The sequence below is a fragment of the Flavobacterium shii genome, assembly GCF_025847235.1.
GTDB classification, from domain to species: domain Bacteria; phylum Bacteroidota; class Bacteroidia; order Flavobacteriales; family Flavobacteriaceae; genus Flavobacterium; species Flavobacterium shii.
Genome location: NZ_JAOZEW010000020.1, coordinates 1 through 19822 on the forward strand (window position 1 = coordinate 1; position 19822 = coordinate 19822).

Sequence of the window (19822 nt, forward strand, 5' to 3'; positions counted from 1 at the left end):
GTGTCACTTCCTGTGGTTACTGCCCCAGCAGTAATATCTACCGTGTTTGGTGAACAAACTGCTGCAGGATTAGTAATTGTTATAATTGGAAGCGCATTGATAATTACTGTAACGGGTACAATTGTGCTACAGCCATTAGTATTAGTCCCTTTTATGTAATACGTGCCACTTGTCGTTATTGCTGAAGGTGTAGCTAGCGGAGTCGCTGCTAAAGCATCAGTAAAATAAGTATAGGTTAAACCTGTATCACTTCCTGTGGTTACTGCCGTAGCGGTAATATCTACTGTGTTTGGTGAACAAACTGCTGCAGGATTAGTAATTGTTATAATCGGAAGCGCATTGATAATCACTGTAACTGGTACAATTGTACTACAGCCATTAGTATTAGTCCCTTTTATATAATACGTGCCACTTGCAGTTACTGCTGTAGGAGTACTTAATAGAGTAGTTCCCAAAGCATCGGTAAAATAAGTATAAGTTAGACCTGTATCACTTCCCGTGGTTACTGCCACAGCAGTAATATCTACTGTAGCAGGAGAACAAACTGCTGCGGGATTGCTAATTACAACTATTGGAAGAGCAACTCTAGTTACTGTTATAATATAAGTTCCTAATGTTATTCCGTCCTGAGCAGTAACTACTGTGGTAACAGTAGTTGAACCTACTGCCAAAGCAATTGCTCCGGAAGGACTTCCGCTTGTAACCGTTACTCCATTTACTTTTACTGTTGCGTTAGGGTCTGTTGTAGTTGGTGTCACGGTTAAACTTGTCGTAGCGTTTGGTAGAGTAACAGAATAACTTGTGGTACCTGTTGCAAAAACCGGTGCTAATATACCCTGACTTATCGTTAAATTACTTAACGTCGCTATATTACTAAGAGTAGTCACGTTGGCAGGATTGTCTGTACCTACTGTAGATAAATACATTTCGTCGCCTGCTGAACCATTTCGTTCAATTACCATCGCTCTATAATTCGTTGCGGCTGTTAATCCTGTTATGTTTATGGTTGTTCCGGTGCCATTGTATACACAATACCAGCCTGATGTGCCAATTTGTGTTCCTGTACCAAAAGAAGCGTTTGCTGTATAAACCGTAAGATCTATCGGTAAAGGGCTACCTGTAATTCCAGCATACATAAACACGGCTCTAGATGAACCGTTACCAATGGTCCAGGTAGCTGTAGTTGTTGTTGCTGTTGTAGTAGTAAAAACTACATTGGTTGCCTGAACAGTTGGAGCAAATAAAGGATTATTGCGGAAAATAGAAATATTAAGACTGGCATTATTGGCTGTTACCACATCATTCTTACCATCTCCGTCAAGATCACCAATAGCTAACCCTCTACAATTGGTATCATTTGCAAAATCAGTTCGAGTACCCAAAGTAATAGTACCACCTGATGTTGATGTGTTATGAAAAAAAGATAAAATACTATTGTGTGAAGCTGCAACAACATCAAGATTTCCATCACCATCTATATCAGCAATCCCAACAGCAGTAACAATATTAATTGCTGTCACATCAACTTTAGGGTCAAAACTAATGTTCCCAGCTCCTGATGAAGTATTTTTTAAAATAGATATAGTAGTACCACCACCGTTAGCAACTACAATATCTGGTTTACCATCTTTATTTAGATCCCCAATTGCACTGAAAAAAGGAGATGCACCTACAGGAAAACTAACCACATTATCAAAATTAATCGTGCCACTTGTAGAGGTATTTCGTAAAACTGATACTGTACCACTTGCATTGTTATTGGGTGTTATCAAGTCCATTTTGCCATCACTATCTATATCTCCTATTGATAAACCATAAGGAGCACTATTTATTATAAAATCGTTCTTAGCAGCAAAACTGAAATTTCCAATTCCAGACGATAAATTTTGAAAAACAGACACCAAATTAGTACCATTATCAGCAACCGCAAGATCAGTTTTCCCATCTCCATCAATATCTCCAGCTACAATACCAAAAGAACCAAGACCAGAAGTTAAAGTTGTCTGACTAACAAAAGCTATGTTTCCAATACCGCTCGATGTGTTTTTTAAAATCGTAACAGAAGCTCCCCCGCTATTAGTTATTGCAAGATCAGGTTTACCATCTCCATCAAAATCGCCCGCAGCTGCTGCTCTGGGTGTACTACCAACAATAATGTCTATACTAGGAGCAAAAGAACCCGCATTAATACTACCACTCGTTGATATGTTACGAAAAATAGATATTGAAGAAGTACCTGACGAATTTATTGTTACTAAATCAGGCTTACCATCCCCATCAAGATCGATAATAATTACGTTAAAAGGCGCAGAATTATTTCCAGTCGGAAAATTTACTTTAGGCTGTATATCATCAATCGTTATTCTTGCTTTATTGGGGGTAAATGTTGTAATAAAAGGTGTAGTAGAATATCCTACTAATGTAGTTGTAGAATTTAATACTGACATAGGCTCAAAAGTTGCCCCTACTGGTACTGTTACGGTTAAACTCGCAGTACTTGCAGCAGTAATTGTAGCCTTAGTGGCGCCAAAAAACACTATATTTTCAGCAATTGTAGCACCAAAATTAGCCCCACTAATAGTTACTGTACTACCCACTGCACCACTTGTGGGACTAAAGCTGGATATTGTAGGTGACTGAGCAGTAATTGTTTCGAACGCAGATAAAAGTATAATCAAACAAAACAAAAAAGACATTCTTGTAAAAGAGTAGGTAGAGGTACTAATCATGCTAAATATTTTTTAATTTTTAATCAATGACTTATATGATAGAACTGGTTTTATAATTTATTTCCAATTTTTAAATACATAAAAACTAATATTCTGGATAACAAATTCTGATATTTTTGCAATATTATTTTGTAGTACTATTTTGTAAACTCAATAAAGATACCTATCCCTTTGTAATTATTTTCTTAAAACAAGTGTCGTATTCTAAAATGCAACGTGTTGCATTTTAGAATGACTATCAAATCATTACGATAGACAACTGTAAAAGGTTCAAAGCTGCAGAGAGAAAAAGGTCTTGAGGCACTAAGGTTCTGAGATTAGAAAAAGAGGAGATAGAAAAGATGAAAGATGAAAGATTTGGAGATAATAGATGGAAGATGAAAGACTGCGACTGAAAACTTAAAGCTTCAGGATCGGGACTTCCGTACTTCGCGATTAATTTTAATCTAAAAAATAAGCTACTTAATACCGAAACTTACCAATTCATGAAAACAAAAAGGCAGCGAGAATAAATCTCACTGCTTTTTTAATTACACCCAACTGGTTATATTATAAAACCAGAATAAAAAGCAAATCGGATTACAAAGATGTTTTCGAAGAAAAATAATGGCTATCAAAAAAAAATAAAAAAGCCACAGATTTAAAAGGCTTAAAAATTAGAATTAGTACTATTCTTAAATTAAACCCTTCAATCTGTGGCAAAAAAAAAAAAATCTTCAACAGAAAAGCAATACTTTTAAAATATCCCTTTTTTATACTTTATTCGGAGACTTCTAACTGAAGTACTACCGTTTGATATTTTTCTCCCAGAGAGAAAACCTGTTCTACCAAAAACATTATGATAATCGGAACAACAAAGAATTCTATTTTATTTTCGATATACAAAAAATAAGTTGTACAAATAAAAATGCGGAAGTATTCGAGATAATAAATCCATTTTCGCTGTTCTAACAATGCCCCACAGTTAATAAGCGTGATACCAATAAAAGATAAAACGAATATTTTATCGGATGTGTCCAAAGAATCAAAATAATAGGTAAAAATTGTTAGCAAGAACGTACTTACACCAAGTTGTAAATAAAGATAGTTCTTGAATTTAAGTCTATGGCTCGGGTTCTCTTTATCCTGCAGAAAACGTTTTTCCAGAGTCGGGCGAATATCTTGATCCATATCGGCAGGACTTCCAAATACAGCATTCCATCGAGCTATAAATCCTTTGGAACGTTTCCATAATTCATAAATTTCGAAATAATAATGAAAATGTTGCCATAAGAAACTATAACTCTTTAAGGGATGAGTCAATCCATATTTTGGTTTTTCTTCCTCTTCCTGAAAAGTTCCAAAGATACGATCCCAAAACGTAAACATATCACCATAATTTTTATCCAGATATTTTTCATCCGAAGCATGATGAATACCATGAACAGATGGGGTAACAAATACATATTCTAACCATTTTATCCTTCCTATAACCTGAGTATGCGTAAAAAAAGAATACGCACCGTGTACAATAAGCATTGTAATAACCATCTTGGGATGAAAACCTATAAACGGCAAAACACACCAAAAACCAGTACGTACAATAGCCTGAAAAGTAGTTATTCGGGCAGCAGCAGTAAAGTTGAATTCATTACTATGATGATGTACAATATGTGCAGCCCAGAAAAAATTAACCTCATGACCGAGTCTGTGGTACCAATACCAAACAAAATCGGTGGCGAGAATTAATGCAATCCAAACCAAAAAATTACTCGGAATATCAAAAATTCTGTAGTTATTATAAATGAAATAATACAATTGGTAAAAACTCGCTGCAATGAAAAGATTGATCAACCGTTCTGCAATACCAATACTTATATTAGAAACAGAGCTTTCATAATTGAATAATTCTGGTCTGTTACTTCGCTGTGCAAGTCGAAACTCGATATACACAAAAAGAAAAAAAGCAGGCATGGCAAATGCCAAAAAATTAATATGTTCCATTTTTTAATAAATATGTAGGTATTCCGGGAATGAACTATTCAAAACAATTTAATACTTAAATTTCAGAAAAAAGACAATTCCATTGATTATATACAACCAATGAAATTATCTTAATCCAGTTGAAGTCAGTTTAATGCGTAATAAATTTTAATTCTGTTTGAATTTTTTCTCAGTCAGTTTGATTTCTTTTACAGCCTGACTATCAGCAACTTTACGCAAAGCAATAATATAAGCAGCAATACGAGGTGTTACTTTATATTTTACAGAAGCAGCAAAAACTGATTCGAAACTTTTCTCCAATATATCTTCCAAACGTTTATTTATTTGATTGATTCTCCAGGATTCTAAAAGACAATTCTGAAGCCATTCAAAATAAGATACTGTAACTCCTCCTGCATTGGCCAAAATATCTGGAACAACCAAAACATTGTTCTCATGCAAGATTTTATCAGCATCCGAAGAAACTGGACCGTTCGCCCCTTCTACAATAATTTTGGCACGAATAGATCCCGCATTTACAGCAGTAATCACATCCTCTTTGGCAGCAGGAATAAGCACATCTACATCCAGCAATAATAAATCTTCATGTTTTATGGCTACTGCATTCGGATATCCGTTAACACTTTTATTATTTAAATTATAATATAAAATAAGTTCTGGAATATTAATTCCGTCCGGATTATAAAAAGCTTCAGAGACATCACTAACAGCAACAATTTTCAATCCTTTTTCGAATAAAAACAAAGCCGAATGAAGTCCAACATTGCCAAATCCCTGAATAGCTGCTGTGGATCTTGCCGGTCTTAATTTTAATTTTTGAAGTGCCAGGATACTTATAATACTTACACCTCGTCCAGTAGCTTCTACCCGACCCAGAGAGCCTCCAGAATGTAAATGTTTCCCCGTTACAACGGCATGAATTGTTTTACCATGAACCAAAGAAAACTCATCCATTAACCAACCCATCTCATCGGGACCAGTTCCCATATCGGGAGCAGGAACATCTTTATCGGGACCAAAAATATCCGACAAAGCATTGGTATATTCTCGTGTTATTTTTTCCAATTCGGATTTAGAATGTAATCTTGGATCACAGATAATTCCTCCTTTTGCTCCTCCAAAAGGAATTCCTGTAACTGCCGATTTCCATGTCATCCAGGCTGCAAGTGCTTTCACCTCATCAAGATTTACAGCCGTATCATAACGAATACCTCCTTTGGATGGCCCTAACGCTGTGTTATGGATTACACGATAACCTTCAAAATTTTGTTCTGTACCATTATCAAGAATAATAGAAAAATTAACTACGATTTGCTTTTCCGGGCGTTGTAGCTTTTGTCGAACCGATTCATTTAGTTTAAGAATATCGGCAGCTATATTAAAACGATCAATCATAGATTGAAACGGGTTCTGTTTTACGATTTGTGAACTCATAATTTTATGGGATGTTATAAATTATATATTTTATTAAAATAAGTATAGTAATTGAAAAATGACTGGCATAAAAAAACCCTTTCGCAAGTGTTACGAAAGAGCCTAAATATTATTTTATAAATAACAGCAACTTCTGCAACAGGGAGGGATTTTCATGTGGCAGCACTGCATCATAATATTAGTATTTATAGTATATAATCTCATCTTTTATTTTTTTTTCTATTAAAGAATTAAGAACCATTTAGATTCAACTTTGTTTTTTCTTAACATCTTAATGGTTTAAGAATTTTAAAAAGCCTTTTTAAATATAAAAAGGCTTTTTTAACTAAATAACTAAACCATAGAAAGCTGTTCATACACCAAATCATACATATAACACATTATAGAGTTACAATTATAAGGAGTTGTATTTGGGCTTTCATTTCTCATTTCTTTTACAAATCTATAAATATAATTCCAATATTCTATAGAATTAGTCGAGTTATTTTTATAAAAATTTAAAACTTACTGATAAACAAGCTATTAATCACTCTTTAACCAACCCGTAATACTCATTCTTGTGTTTTGGGTAACCAATACTTCATGAACCAGCTCATCACTTTTAAAAAAAACTGTCTTACCCTGAGTAGGGCTAATTTTTTGATTGTTATCCAACTGATGAATAAGAAGTTCACCTCCATCGCTTTCTTTCCAATCGGCATTTAAATAACTAATCATAGAATATTTTCTGCTCGGATTGTTCTTAAACTGATCTAAATGTTTGAGATAAAAATCACCTGTTTCATATAAAGAATAATGAAACTCATAACCTGTTATCCCCGCGTAACAACTTATGTTTAAATAATCGATAAAAGCTTCAATCTGAACAAAGAATTCATTCTCGAATGCATTATTATGTTTTTTGTCAAGCCAATAAATCGAATCGCTACGGATAGCTCCATCATAAGTCACTTTATCCGAATTACCTATTCCGGCGTCTTGCAACAAGCTTTTGGCATTTAAATCAAGTAAGTTTTGTTTTAAATTATTAGCCAATTCCGTACTCAAAAAATGTTCGGATATACCTACTTTATTTTCAATATAAGTAGCAATCAAAGCTTCAAAGCTATTTTCCATTTGTGTTTTTGATGGAATGTAAATACAACCAACGTGACAAGGTAGGCTAAATAAAATATGCAGCACTATAATCAGTAATAAATAGTAAAACCTTTTTTATTTAATTTTTTAAAACTATAAAAAAGGGTCCGACAATTATCAAACCCTCTTTAAAATCTTTATAATTTACTTATGTAACTTCCGTACATATCCTTGAACTCATATCCTTCGGAAAAACGATCTTTACTCAGTTTTTTATATTCAACCAATCCCCATAATACAAACTCTTTCATAAAATAACAATCTTCAGCAGGCAATTCCGGTTGATATTTTTTTAACAAAATATCCAATGGAAGAATTCCATCAAGGATTTTCTTGTATTTGGCATCCGAGCAATCATCTAATAATTCAAAACCACTTTCGGTAAAAAACCATTCAATAGTATCTGTATATGGTGTTTTCTCGTTTGGTTTTTCAAGTTTTTCAATCTTTGGGAAATACATCGGAAAGAAAGTTCGAATTGCATCACCTATTAAATGTTGTGCAACGATAGCAGCTCCCTCCTGCTCTCCTTCATAAACCAACTCGACTTTTCCTGTAATTGCAGGGATAATTCCCATAAAGTCAGATAAACGTAAAGCCGTTTTATCAATTCCTGCACGCAAAGCGCGACGTTCAGCAGTACTTAATAAGTTTTCGTATGCCGTAATACTCATTCTCGCACTTACACCACTTTTATTATCTATAAACTCACTTTCTCGAGCTTCAAAACTTATTTGTTCCAATAAATCTTTGGCTAAACTCGGGATATAGACCGATTCATGTTGCTCAACATCCAACTTCGCTTCTTGCTCCGTAATTGTTCTGGCAATTGCAATAGTCTCGGGATAATGCGTTAGAATTTGAGAACCAATTCTATCTTTTAATGGCGTAACAATACTTCCACGATTCGTATAATCTTCCGGATTTGCAGTAAACACAAATTGCATATCCAGTGGCATTCTTAACTTAAATCCCCTTATCTGAATATCTCCTTCCTGCAAAATATTAAACAACGCAACTTGTATTCTAGCTTGCAAATCAGGCAATTCATTAATCACAAAAATGCAACGATTCGCACGCGGAATCATTCCGAAATGTATCACACGATCATCAGCATAAGATAATTTTAAATTTGCTGCTTTTATAGGGTCTACATCACCAATCAAATCGGCAACAGTAACATCTGGCGTAGCAAGTTTCTCAAAGAAACGATCCTTTCTATGTAACCATTCAATTGGCGTTTCATCCCCCTTTTCGGCAATTATATCTTTTGCAAAGCGAGAAATTGGATTCAAAGGATCATCATTAATCTCCGAACCTGCCACAAACGGAATATACTCATCTAATAATTCGACCATTTTGCGAGCCAATCGAGTTTTGGCTTGACCACGAAGTCCTAATAAATTGATATTATGACGTGATAAAATAGCACGTTCTAACTCTGGAATAACTGTATTCTCAAAACCATGAACACCTTCGAAAACGGGCTTCCCAGATTTGATCTTTTCACGAAGGTTATTTCGCAATTCATCTTTGATGCTTTTACTTTCGTAACCTGATTTTTTTAACTCCCCTAATGTTTTTATATTTTCTATTTTCATTTTTGTTGAAATATCTATATTGTTATATTTTTATTTTTATACAGATGAGCAGCATTGTGTCATCACTTTGAGGAGACGCACTTCTGTGCACTTTTACTGCAAATTTTTGAGAATGCAAAAAGCGCTTCGACTCCGCTCAGCATGACAGTTGAAAACTACCTCACTCTCTTCTTCCTATTTGCTTCATAATCTTCAAAAATCATTTCACCAAGACCTTTCAGCCCCGTATAGAATGCTTTTCCTTGATTGGCTTCTGTAAAATGATTAACAAAACGCTGCAAATACGGATCACTTGCAATCATAAATGTGGTAATCGGAATATGCAATTTTCGGGCTTGTTGTGCCTGATTGTAACATTTATCAACAATATACTCATCCAAACCATTACTGTTCATATAATAGGAACCATCACGCTCACGTACGCAACTTGGTTTTCCATCGGTAATCATGAATATTTGTTTGTTAGTATTTCGTTTTCGGCGTAATAAATCCATTGCAAGTTGCAAACCTGCTACTGTATTGGTATGATAAGGTCCAACTTTTAGATATGGTAAATCCTTAATCGCAATTGTCCAGGCATCGTTTCCAAAAACAAGAATATCAAGCGTATCTTTAGGATAACGTGTAGTAATTAATTCGGCGAGTGCCATGGCAACTTTTTTGGCTGGAGTAATACGATCTTCACCATATAAAATCATACTGTGACTAATATCAATCATCAATACCGTACTCATTTGCGATTTGTATTGCGTTTCTTCAACAACCAAATCATTTTCCGTAAGCATAAAGCTATCTACCCCATTATTAATTTGAGCATTACGCAAACTTTCTGTGAGGGAAATTCTTTCCAAACCATCGCCAAAATGAAACTCACGGAATTCCCCCGTATGCTCATCTCCAATTCCTGCATATTTGGTTTTGTGATTTCCATTTCCCGAACGTTTTAAATTCCCGAATATCTGATCTAATGCTTGTTGTCTTATTGCACGTTCCGTTTTGGCAGTAATTCCTATACCTGAGGTTCCATCATCTTTAAGTTCGTCTTTTATATAGCCTTTCTTCTTTAAATCTTCTATAAAATCGTCGATGGTATAGTTTTCATCGGTAAGTTTATATTCCTTATCCAATTCCCGAAGCCAGTCTATCGCTTCATCAAAATCACCCGAAGTATGGGTAATTAACTCCTTGAAAATACCAAAAAGTTTTTCAAACGGAGACTGATTTGGTGCTTCATACGTTTTAAAATAAAACCCATTTTTATGTTCCTCTTTCATAATTCTAAAATTACATCATTTTAGAATGTAGCTAAAACAAACAGATATTAATTTTTAGTTAAAAAATTCTATCAAAAAATCTAATAATTAATTGTCATACAGAATCTATTCAACTTCTTTCAGGATAAATTCATACCGAAGTGTAATTATTCAAACTTTCCTTCCAGATAATACCAAACCCCATTTTCTTGTTTAAAAGTAGAAAATTCATAATGTATTTGAGGCAGTTTGTTATCATCCAAAAAGTACGCTTTAAACGCTACAGTAACTTCAGTAAAGTTGATAATTTCCAATCGAATCCATTCATTGGCAGTAGCCCATTTTAAAATTTCTTCTTTCGAATAATATATCCTCTCAGAAGGATGTGTTGTAGCCATTAAATAATCGGCATCTTTAATAACATAAGCCGAAAAACGAGAACGCATTAATGTTAATGCTGTTGGTGCTTTTTGCTTGTTCTTGAGATATAAACCACAACAATTATCAAAATCCAAACCAGTATCGCAATAACATTCAGAGTTTTCCATAGTATAAAATCAAAATTATTCGGCAGTATTAATCTTTTGATGCAATTGATTTAATAAAACCTGATACTTACTGATTTCGATTAAATCTTCGTCTTCTTCCGAAAAATCAAGTAAATCATCCAAAATCTCACTTACTTCTACCAATTTATTATTAGCAGTTTTGTTTTGTTTGGCAGCAATTAAATCAATTATCTCCTGAACGCTTTCTTTTAAACCAGCGAATTTATCGTTTTCCATTTATTCTGTTTTATTTATCAGATGAAGATTTATCCTCATTGAATTTCTTTATAATTTCTTTCAACTGTGCTTTGCGCGCAATTTCGGCTTGTTTAACCTTGTCCTGTGCTTTGTGCAACTTATCGTTGTGTTTCTTGATATTTCTTTCGTTATTCCTTCCCATTATTCTATTTGTCTTTTAATTTCTTCCAATGTTTTATTGGTAAAAATAAGTTCATTTATAATTGCTTTGCGCAAAAGATCTATATCTTCATAATCAAAATGCTTTGCCCATGAAGTCAGTTGCTGCAAATTTCGAATTTGTTTAATCCTTTTTGTAATTTCAAAACTTGTTCTAAGTATTGCTATCTTATCATATTCCGGATTATTCTTATGCTGATAAGTGACAGTATTATTATCATAATCGGCTTCTATATAATACAATTCATCAATTGCATTATCCGGATAAAAAGAACTCCAGAGAGCAAAACCTAACTTAAATTTAGTATCCGTTTCTGGTTTCAAACCTATTAAACGCCATTTACTATTGGCTAATCTTCCCCAATGATTAGAAAGACGAAACATCCCTAAATCCGAATAATAATACCTACTTCCCGCTTTACTTTCAAATTGAATACGTAAACCCTGAACCTCACTCATCGCTACTTCCTGAAAAACACAAAATGTATTCTTGAATGAATTAGGATTTGGTCTAAAGTTTTTTTGCATGTGCAAATATACTCAGATTGTAATGAACTCCCTAAAACAAACAATATATTGATTAACTTTGCAGCATCAATTTTTAAATAAAAATATCATGACGAAGGCTTCTCAAGAAAAAATGTTGCAAAAAGGAGTTTACACAGGAATAATGGAGAAGGATGAAAACAACAATTATTTTTGTGGTATATACCTTTTAGATTACAAGATGGCACATGCTAATCATGTAGTTGGAGATTGGATTACTATAAAATCTATAATCGAAAATCCTAGCGACATCAGTTATAACAAATATCCAAAAAAGTCAAAAAACTTTGACAAAGCAAATAATAAACCAGAGCAAAAATAAAGGAATAATTTTTAAAGTCTCAATATTAAGTCGCTGTTTGCATAAATAGCAAACTTTTTACATTTAAAAATCAACCTTTTACATATTTTTAGAATATTTTTTACTACGAAAGTAAAAAGTTAAAAAAAAGTGTACCTTTGCAAAAAATTTGTCTTTTTTGAACTAAACAAATATTAATTTCAAACTAATAGACAAGTAGTTATCTTATTTATGAAAAAAATAGTTGAATACCGCAAGTTACTAAACGTAGACAAAACTGCAGAATTAAAAGATTTAAAAACCATTTACCGTAATGCAATGAAAGAATGTCATCCTGACAAATTTCAAGGTAATGATGCTGGTTTGAAAGAAGCAGAAGAGAAAAGTAAATTAGTTATTGAAGCTTATCACTTTTTGGTAAGTATCAATCCTGAGACAATTAAACAAAACTTGCCAGAATATACTGAAACAATCGCTACTTCATCTATTACAGATTACAAATTTGTAGAAGGTAGATTAATTATTGATTTCTCAAATGGAAGTGTTTATGAGTACATCAGTGTACCAAAAGCTACTTATGTAAAAATGGTAAATGCAGATTCTCCTGGAAGATTTGCAAAAAGACATATTCTTAACTCTTTTACTTGGAGAAAGAAAACAAATCAAGACTAAATTTTATAGTTATATAAAGAAAAGCATCCCATTGAAGGATGCTTTTTTTTTGCTGCAAAAAGATGTAAATTATTGTTTTTTATTTTAGAATAAATCTAAAAGAGCAACACACGCACTCAAATACCCAATCAATACAACTGATTACAAGGTTTTTACCTTACAAAAAACTATAACAAAATTTTAGGTTCCAAAATTATTTATCTTTTATAATTTTAAATACTTTTGTTCCACAAATCAATTAACTAATTAATAATGAAAAAAATATTTTTTTTACTTACTGCTTCTATAGCAATAATTTCATGCAACAAAGTTAAAAACGGTGAATATCTTATTACTGGAACTGCAAAAGGAATTGAAAACGGGAAAACTATTATCCTACAAACTCAAGATCAAACAACAGGTGCTCTTATCTCTCTAGACACTGCAAAAGTTGAAAACGGGAAATTTGAAATTAAAGGTAAAGTTACTGAGCCTGCGTTTCATACATTACAACTTCAAGGAGCTCAAGGACCAATTCCTTTTATCTTGGAAACTGGAGAAATTACTGTAGTTGTGGATAAAGATAGTATCCATAAATCTAAAATTTCTGGAACGTACAACAATGACGAGTACGTGAAATTCAATGACGAACTTATGAAAGTTCAGAAAAAATTAGTTGATTTTCAGAAAAAGAACACAGCAGCTATGAATACTGCTCAACAAGCTAAAGATACAACTGTAATCAATGGCTTAATGAAAGAATTCATGAAAATCCAAGGTGATGTTCAAACTGAAACTAAAGCTAAGTATACTACTTATGCTGAATCTCACCCAAAATCATTCATCAGTGCTTTAATTATTAAAGGAATGTTGAATGATCCATCAACTGACTTGAAAAAAGCAGAAGCTCTTTATGCTAGCTTAGACGAATCAGTAAAAAACACAAAACCTGGTAAAGAAATAAAAGAAAAAATCGGTCAAATGAAAATGCCTGCTGTTGGTGCTACTGCCCCTCCAGTTGGTAGCGCTAAATGAAGATCAGATTTTTCTGCTCCTAATCCAGAAGGAAAAATGGTATCTCTTAAAGAAAGTTTAGGTAAAGTAACCATTGTAGATTTTTGGGCTTCATGGTGTGGACCATGTAGAAAGGAAAATCCAAACGTTGTAGCTATCTATAAAGAGCTACATTCAAAAGGACTTAATATCGTTGGTGTTTCTTTGGATAAAGAAGCAAAAGCATGGAAAGAAGCTATTGCAAAAGATAATTTATCTTGGACACAAGTTTCTAACTTAAAATTTTGGGAAGAGCCAATTGCAGCTCAATACGGTGTTCAATCAATTCCTGCAACATTTATACTAGATGCATCAGGAAAAATAGTAGCACAGGATTTAAGAGGCGATGAACTAAGAGCAAAAATATTAGAGCTTTTAGCCAAATAATACCAATATTTAGAATAAAACAAAATCTCCCTAGTGGAGATTTTTTTGTTTATACACCACACATACACAAATTTCCAACGAAGAAGCCAATAACAACTCAATACGGCTGTTTAATCAACCCCTACTAGGACATACATACATCAGGAAAAGTCGCAGCAGAGGATTTAAGATGCGTTGAACTAAGAGCAAAAAATTAGAACTTTTGTCCAAATAATACCAACATTTAGAATAAAACAAAAAATATCCCTAGTGATTTTTTTTGTTTTACATCATATTACCTATCCTTAACATGAGTTTCTAGCTTAAATTTTAAAGAAAAGTCAATACTGTTCAATATAGTTTTCAATAAATTCCACAACAAATACATCAAAAAAAGTAAGCAAACAGGATTTAGTAAGCGACGAAAATTGAGTAAAACTTTATAAATTTTGCCCAAACGGCACCAATTTTAAAAATAAAACAAAAAACTTTCCAGTCGCTACATTTTTATTTTATTCAATACCAACCAATTAAAAAATAACTTAAAATTAAGTTCGATTTTAGTTTGTAAACATTAAAAACGTTCCTATATTTGCAACCGCTTAGAACAACAAAGCGCATCAATACAAGCTTCGGGGAGATACTCAAGCGGCCAACGAGGGCAGACTGTAAATCTGCTGTGTAAACTTCGCAGGTTCGAATCCTGCTCTCCCCACGAAAAGGGGAAAAGAAGTGAAAAAGGCAACTTTATCAATCTTTTCAAAAAAAACCCGAAAAACGTGTTAAAACCTGCAAATCCAAGGATTCGCAGGTTTTTTTGTTTTAAATCACTTTTCATTCTTTATAAAAACACGGCGCAATCCAGGATTCAAGACATAAATCTGTGGAGTAGCAAAAATTAAGCATAAATATTAGTTAGCCTGAAAAGGAAAAATTCTATATTTCTTACGCCTCTGAATCTTGATCTGAATGCTTTTATTTTTGCATTAAAAGATTCTGCCGAAGCATTTGTACTTTTGTTATCAAAATCGTTTAAAATCGTTTGATAGTGATTCATAATTGTACGAGAGATTGTACTGAAAGATTTAATACTTCTATTTGCAACTTGTCTATTTTCAAATAAAGCGGTACTCCCATCAGCCTTAGTTTGAATTGCGGTTCTTGATGTTTCTAGAGCATTTACATATTCTCCGGTGTAAATAGGTCTGCTAAAAGCATCATACTTTGTAAACAGCCATTTATTTGATGCTCTTAAATTAGCATCTTGTGTTAAAATAGGTCTGTCTAATTTATCATAAACAATATATTCCCATTCTTTGCCAGGAAGTTTTTTCTCAACCAATCTATTTTTTGCATCATATCTGTACTGATATCCTAACTCTTTTAGATTTGAAGCGCTAATAGACCCTTCGGCTTTAGGTGGATATGGCAATAAACATCTGCCAAATAATTTACAGCTCCAAAATGGAGAAATAACCTTTTTTCTTCGTCAGATTTATAATTGAATACTTTTTTATACCAAACAATGCCTTCCAAATAAGTGAGTTCGCATAGTTGCGAGTTAAAATCGCCAGGTACTTTTAACATTGGACCTCCATCAAAAGAATACTCAATAAAGTCCGGCTTTTTTTGAGGCTTTTTTTCCTGCCAAACCTGTTTCCAGTCACCTGCGCCCAATGTATCTAAAATCACCTGCCACTCACCATTCAAACTTGTCAAACTTCGAGATTGAATATTGATCATTGCCGTTTGGGCAATTAAATAATTACCCCATAGAAGAACGATTAGAGTAATCAACATCTCTTTTTTAAACATTATTTTTTTCTTATTCATCTTACTTTTGGTTGTTTTATTAATCACTTCACCTAGGCGAAATACCATTAAATTTACATTAATCTAAATTACCTATCTTATACATAAACTTGTCAAAATCAGCATACCCTTTAGTATTTTTACTTTGGGATGCGGCATATAATCCAATATAAACTCCCGTGAAACCTCCATTGGTTTCAGAACTCAGATACCATACGTTTATTTTGTTTAAGAAATTAAATTTCTTACCGTCCACAGAATAATAAAACGAGTAAAAGTCCTTGTCTCCTTTCACTTTCAAATAAATTTTATCGCCGGGAATTTCCACTTCGTATGCGGTGTGGTTCAGTACTCCCATTTTATAACGTACTACCAATTTACGTTTGCCTTTTTCCGATTTTTTTAAAAAGATGTCATAATGCGCCTGAGATGAGTAGTAAACTGTCATTCCCGCTTCGTCATCTTGCATTGCATCATTTAACGACAGTGCAGTGGCAGCCGAAAAATCAATATGTTCCTGTCTGCGTCCCACAAAAGTAGGGGAATCAGCAGCATCCAAAGAAACCGGGCTTGCTTTCAATCTCAATGAACCTTTCTTTTCTGTCAGGGAATAATTATTCATAAATGGGTTTCGGAGGTAGTTCCAATCAACACCTAACTTCGCTTCATCAAAATCGGTAGAGAGGTCATGTTGTTTTACAGGTTTTAATGGTAAAGTAGGTACATCCATATCAATATTAACCGTACCGTTGCCATTTATTACAGGCCAGGCATTAGCATCCCATCTTACCGGAGCTAAAAATGTTTCACGTCCCAATACGTGATGCAGTAAGCTTTGTGGACGAAAGCCCAGGAATACTATCCACCAGGAACCATCATGTGCCTGAACAAAATCGCCATGCCCGGTACCCTGAATTGGGTTGTTTTGGGAGATTTCATTTATGTGCGTAAAAATCGGATTAGACGGGTTCGACTCATAAGGTCCATAAAGAGATTTGCTGCGCGCAATTGTCATTTTATGTCCATACTCGGTACCACCCTCAGAAATCAATAAATAATAAAATCCATCTTTTTTATAAATATGTGGCGATTCGGGATAACGTCCTCCTGTACCATTCCATACAATTCTGCTTTCAGTAAGTTTTTTTCCTGTTTTAATATCTATTTCAGAAATAGTAATGCCTTTGCCGTTTGACACAAAATAACATTTGCCGTCTTCAAAATACAACGTAGGATCAATACCTCCCTGATCTACATAAACAGGTTCAGACCATTCGCCCGCAGGATTATCTGTATACACATAAAAATTTCCACTGGATACATTTGTGGTCACCATATAAAAAAGACCTTCGTGATAACGGATTGTCGGTGCATAGATCCCGGCAGAAGGCAGACATTTGTCTAATTTGAGTTGGGAAGGACGAGTTAAGCAATGCCCAATCTTTTCCCAGTTAATTAAGTCTTTACTATGAAAGACAGGAACCCCCGGGAAATATTCGAAACTACTGGTTACTAAATAATAATCATCACCAACCCTGCACACACTAGGATCCGGATGAAAACCGGAAATAACAGGATTTTTATATCCCTGAGCGTTAGAATAGTGATAGAAACCAAAAATGCAAATTATAAAAACAATTATTTTTTTCATATTTAAAATTTATTTAAAATCAACGACAATGACCTATTTCATATATGTAAAATTTATTTATCATATGTCATATATGTTATCGCCTTTTACTTATGGATGTTTGCTTAAGCAAACTTGTTATTTATGGCGATTTCAAAATAAAGTCTTCTGTACCCCTGATATCGGTGGCCGAAGCTCCAATCATAATTTTGAATTTGCCTGGTTCTGCAATCCATGTATTTTTTTTGTCATCATAATAAGAAAGATCCTCTTTTGTTAAAGTAAAACTCACCGTTTTTTCCTCTCCCGGTTCCAAAGAAATTTTCTCAAACCCTTTTAATTCTTTAATTGGACGTGGCAAACTTGATTTTTCATCATTAACATACAGTTGAACTACTTCTTTTCCCGAAACTTTTCCTGTATTTTTTACTGAAATTGTTACCACTAATGAATCGGCTACTGTAATTGATTTTGAAGAAATTGTAGGCTTCCTATATTGAAATGTTGTATAACTCAATCCATATCCGAAGGGGAAAAGAACAGGAATGTTTTTGGTATCATACCAACGGTAGCCTACTAAAATATCCTCTTTGTAATACACATTGACACCATCACCCGGATAACTGAGTTTATCAAAGGCATGTGCCCCAACATCTTCCAATTTTTTAGGAAAAGAAATAGGGAGTTTCCCTGAAGGGTTTACTTCACCGGAAATAATATCTGCTAAGGCATTTCCAGCCTCAGAACCAAGATACCATCCTTGCACAACGGCTGGTGTTTTATCTAACCAGGGCATCAAAACTGCATTTCCGCTTAGTAAAATTACGGCAACATTTTTATTGACTTTCTGTATCGCTTCAATGAGTTTATCTTGTCCGAATGGCAAACTAAGGGATTTACGGTCTCCACTTTCACAATCCTGAAAATAATTTTTATTCAAGCCACCGACAAAAAATACCACATCGGCATGACGGGCAACTTCAATAGCTGCGTTTTGCAATGAGTCTATATTTAATTTGGAAGGTTCTTCTGCCCCATATAGTGGCCGGCCTGAAGCATATCCCATGCTGTAAACAATATGATTTTCACCGTATTTATTCTTTAATCCCTGCAATGGTGTAATTTCATAAGCAGCTTTCAGCGACGTGGAACCTCCCCCAACAATCAGACTACGTGTCGCATTTTCGCCTATCACGGCAATCTTTGTGTATTTCCCTTGTGGGATAGGTAAAAATTGTTTGTCGTTTTTAAGAAGGACAATACCCTCTTGGGCTATTTTTCGGGCTGCCAAACTGTGTTCTGGCGATACAAAACGACCGAAAGGACGATTGGCACTCATGGTCGTGCGAAAAATCATTCGCAGGATTCGGCTCGCTTTATCATCAAGTTTCGATATTTCGTATTTCCCCGATTTAATTCCTTTCAGGAAAGGATCGGCCAAATAATAGCTGGAAAAAGGAAAATGACCTTGTGTGGTCAATCCATTGGTATAGGTACCCATCTCAATATCAAGTCCGCCATTGACAGCTTCATCGGTATTGTGTACACCGCCCCAGTCACTGACCACCACGCCATCGAATTTCCAATCATTTTTCAGGATTTTATTCAACAACATGTCGTTGTGACAGCAATGCACGCCCCATATTTTGTTATAGGCACCCATGATGGACCACACATTCCCTTCCTGAACGGCAGCTTTAAAGGCAGGAAGATAAATCTCGTGCAACGCACGGTCACTTACATTTACATTAATTTCGCCACGGGAAATTTCCTGATTGTTCAATGCAAAGTGCTTTACGCATGCAGCAACTCCATTAGACTGTACACCCTGAATGTATGGAACCACCATGCGTGAGGCCAAAAAAGGATCTTCACCCATATATTCAAAATTCCGGCCATTAAGCGGTGTACGATAAATATTGACTCCCGGTCCTAACAACATGGTTTTGTTTCGGTATCGGGCTTCTTCTCCAATAGATTTTCCGTAAAGCAGTGATATCTCAGGATTGAATGTTGCCGCAAGGCATGTTAATGCCGGAAAAGCGGTGCAAGAGTCATTTGTCCATTGCGCCCCACTCCATTCATCCCATAATTTCTCATCGCTCACGCCATGCGATCCATCGGCAGACCATACATCCGGAATGCCCAATCGGGGAACTCCTTTTGAACTGAATTTTGACTGAGCATGACACAGGGCTACTTTTTCTTCTAATGTCATCCTTGACAATGCATCCTTGATACGGGCTTCTATTGGTTTGCTTTCATCTAAGTAAACAGGCTCTTGTGCCCATCCGCAAACAGACAACAGCGTAAGATATATTAATACTAAAACGTTAATTTTTCTTTTTATCATGATATGTA

Annotated in this window: 17 protein-coding genes, 1 tRNA gene and 1 pseudogene; 5 read left to right on the forward strand and 14 right to left on the reverse strand. The window is 34.5% G+C overall.

Features of this window, described 5'->3' with window-relative positions:
- From OIU83_RS17390 to OIU83_RS17435, 10 genes are all read right to left on the reverse strand, one after another.
- A partial coding sequence (locus OIU83_RS17390) for a beta strand repeat-containing protein (protein ID WP_264207533.1) occupies positions 1 to 2729 on the reverse strand: 2729 nt, incomplete at its 3' end.
- A gap of 759 nt (positions 2730 to 3488) precedes the next feature.
- Positions 3489 to 4712 carry a sterol desaturase family protein gene (locus OIU83_RS17395; RefSeq protein WP_264207534.1) on the reverse strand — a complete coding sequence of 408 codons (1224 nt, stop codon included), beginning with the start codon at positions 4710 to 4712 and terminating at the stop codon, positions 3489 to 3491.
- 147 nt (positions 4713 to 4859) lie between these two features.
- Positions 4860 to 6146 carry a Glu/Leu/Phe/Val family dehydrogenase gene (locus OIU83_RS17400; protein ID WP_264207535.1) on the reverse strand — a complete coding sequence of 429 codons (1287 nt, stop codon included), beginning with the start codon at positions 6144 to 6146 and terminating at the stop codon, positions 4860 to 4862.
- 522 nt (positions 6147 to 6668) lie between these two features.
- Positions 6669 to 7262, reverse strand: coding sequence for a 2OG-Fe(II) oxygenase (locus OIU83_RS17405; protein ID WP_264207536.1), 594 nt, complete (start codon positions 7260 to 7262; stop codon positions 6669 to 6671).
- A gap of 158 nt (positions 7263 to 7420) precedes the next feature.
- On the reverse strand, positions 7421 to 8884 hold the full coding sequence (locus OIU83_RS17410) for an AAA family ATPase (RefSeq protein WP_264207537.1): 1464 nt from the start codon (positions 8882 to 8884) through the stop codon (positions 7421 to 7423).
- Between the two features lie 155 nt (positions 8885 to 9039).
- A complete protein-coding gene (locus tag OIU83_RS17415) occupies positions 9040 to 10158 on the reverse strand; it encodes a vWA domain-containing protein (RefSeq protein ID WP_264207538.1) in 1119 nt (372 codons plus the stop codon).
- 146 nt (positions 10159 to 10304) lie between these two features.
- A complete protein-coding gene (locus OIU83_RS17420) occupies positions 10305 to 10685 on the reverse strand; it encodes a YchJ family protein (RefSeq protein ID WP_264207539.1) in 381 nt (126 codons plus the stop codon).
- Between the two features lie 15 nt (positions 10686 to 10700).
- Complete coding sequence (locus OIU83_RS17425) at positions 10701 to 10922, reverse strand: hypothetical protein (RefSeq protein WP_264207540.1); 222 nt, start codon at positions 10920 to 10922, stop codon at positions 10701 to 10703.
- 10 nt (positions 10923 to 10932) lie between these two features.
- Positions 10933 to 11085, reverse strand: a complete 153-nt coding sequence (locus tag OIU83_RS17430; RefSeq protein WP_264207541.1) for a hypothetical protein — start codon at positions 11083 to 11085, stop codon at positions 10933 to 10935.
- Entirely contained in the window at positions 11085 to 11630 is a 546-nt protein-coding gene (locus OIU83_RS17435) for a hypothetical protein (RefSeq protein WP_264207542.1), read from the reverse strand. Before OIU83_RS17435 ends, OIU83_RS17430 begins: the two co-directional genes overlap by 1 nt.
- Positions 11631 to 11718: 88 nt before the next feature.
- On the opposite strand from OIU83_RS17435, the gene OIU83_RS17440 reads away from it, so the two are divergent.
- The 5 genes and pseudogenes from OIU83_RS17440 to OIU83_RS17460 all read left to right on the forward strand — a co-directional run bounded on the left by OIU83_RS17440 (position 11719) and on the right by OIU83_RS17460 (position 14734).
- On the forward strand, positions 11719 to 11970 hold the full coding sequence (locus OIU83_RS17440) for a hypothetical protein (RefSeq protein ID WP_129538942.1): 252 nt from the start codon (positions 11719 to 11721) through the stop codon (positions 11968 to 11970).
- Positions 11971 to 12180: 210 nt separating this feature from the next.
- Entirely contained in the window at positions 12181 to 12621 is a 441-nt protein-coding gene (locus OIU83_RS17445; RefSeq protein WP_264207543.1) for a KTSC domain-containing protein, read from the forward strand.
- A gap of 252 nt (positions 12622 to 12873) precedes the next feature.
- Positions 12874 to 13635 (forward strand): DUF4369 domain-containing protein, encoded by a 762-nt coding sequence (locus OIU83_RS17450; protein WP_264207544.1) that lies wholly within the window; start codon positions 12874 to 12876, stop codon positions 13633 to 13635.
- An 18-nt stretch (positions 13636 to 13653) separates the two neighbouring features.
- A pseudogene (locus OIU83_RS17455) lies at positions 13654 to 14040 on the forward strand (peroxiredoxin family protein); the annotation flags it as partial.
- A 613-nt stretch (positions 14041 to 14653) separates the two neighbouring features.
- A tRNA-Tyr gene (locus tag OIU83_RS17460) sits at positions 14654 to 14734 on the forward strand.
- Between the two features lie 183 nt (positions 14735 to 14917).
- On the opposite strand, the gene OIU83_RS23635 is transcribed toward OIU83_RS17460, so the two are convergent.
- The 4 genes from OIU83_RS23635 to OIU83_RS17485 all read right to left on the reverse strand — a co-directional run bounded on the left by OIU83_RS23635 (position 14918) and on the right by OIU83_RS17485 (position 19814).
- Positions 14918 to 15451, reverse strand: coding sequence for a transposase (locus OIU83_RS23635; protein ID WP_404827707.1), 534 nt, complete (start codon positions 15449 to 15451; stop codon positions 14918 to 14920).
- Positions 15403 to 15852: a hypothetical protein gene (locus tag OIU83_RS17475; protein WP_264207545.1), complete on the reverse strand. Its 450-nt coding sequence runs from the start codon at positions 15850 to 15852 to the stop codon at positions 15403 to 15405. The genes OIU83_RS23635 and OIU83_RS17475 overlap by 49 nt, the downstream gene beginning before the upstream one ends.
- Positions 15853 to 15910: 58 nt before the next feature.
- Positions 15911 to 17482 (reverse strand): glycoside hydrolase family 43 protein, encoded by a 1572-nt coding sequence (locus OIU83_RS17480; RefSeq protein WP_264207546.1) that lies wholly within the window; start codon positions 17480 to 17482, stop codon positions 15911 to 15913.
- Positions 17483 to 17603: 121 nt separating this feature from the next.
- Positions 17604 to 19814, reverse strand: a complete 2211-nt coding sequence (locus OIU83_RS17485) for a glycoside hydrolase family 3 C-terminal domain-containing protein (RefSeq protein ID WP_264207547.1) — start codon at positions 19812 to 19814, stop codon at positions 17604 to 17606.
- Between the last annotated feature and the right edge of the window lie 8 nt (positions 19815 to 19822).

Coding starts and splice junctions, on each gene's coding strand:
- OIU83_RS17480 (WP_264207546.1), bottom strand. CDS start 17,482: ATGAAAAAAATAATTGTTTTTATAATTTGCATTTTTGGTTTCTATCAC.
- OIU83_RS17400 (WP_264207535.1), bottom strand. CDS start 6,146: ATGAGTTCACAAATCGTAAAACAGAACCCGTTTCAATCTATGATTGAT.
- OIU83_RS17485 (WP_264207547.1), bottom strand. CDS start 19,814: ATGATAAAAAGAAAAATTAACGTTTTAGTATTAATATATCTTACGCTG.
- OIU83_RS17475 (WP_264207545.1), bottom strand. CDS start 15,852: ATGAATAAGAAAAAAATAATGTTTAAAAAAGAGATGTTGATTACTCTA.
- OIU83_RS17435 (WP_264207542.1), bottom strand. CDS start 11,630: ATGCAAAAAAACTTTAGACCAAATCCTAATTCATTCAAGAATACATTT.
- OIU83_RS17450 (WP_264207544.1), top strand. CDS start 12,874: ATGAAAAAAATATTTTTTTTACTTACTGCTTCTATAGCAATAATTTCA.
- OIU83_RS17410 (WP_264207537.1), bottom strand. CDS start 8,884: ATGAAAATAGAAAATATAAAAACATTAGGGGAGTTAAAAAAATCAGGT.
- OIU83_RS17405 (WP_264207536.1), bottom strand. CDS start 7,262: ATGGAAAATAGCTTTGAAGCTTTGATTGCTACTTATATTGAAAATAAA.
- OIU83_RS17430 (WP_264207541.1), bottom strand. CDS start 11,085: ATGGGAAGGAATAACGAAAGAAATATCAAGAAACACAACGATAAGTTG.
- OIU83_RS17420 (WP_264207539.1), bottom strand. CDS start 10,685: ATGGAAAACTCTGAATGTTATTGCGATACTGGTTTGGATTTTGATAAT.
- OIU83_RS17440 (WP_129538942.1), top strand. CDS start 11,719: ATGACGAAGGCTTCTCAAGAAAAAATGTTGCAAAAAGGAGTTTACACA.
- OIU83_RS17445 (WP_264207543.1), top strand. CDS start 12,181: ATGAAAAAAATAGTTGAATACCGCAAGTTACTAAACGTAGACAAAACT.
- OIU83_RS17415 (WP_264207538.1), bottom strand. CDS start 10,158: ATGAAAGAGGAACATAAAAATGGGTTTTATTTTAAAACGTATGAAGCA.
- OIU83_RS17425 (WP_264207540.1), bottom strand. CDS start 10,922: ATGGAAAACGATAAATTCGCTGGTTTAAAAGAAAGCGTTCAGGAGATA.
- OIU83_RS17395 (WP_264207534.1), bottom strand. CDS start 4,712: ATGGAACATATTAATTTTTTGGCATTTGCCATGCCTGCTTTTTTTCTT.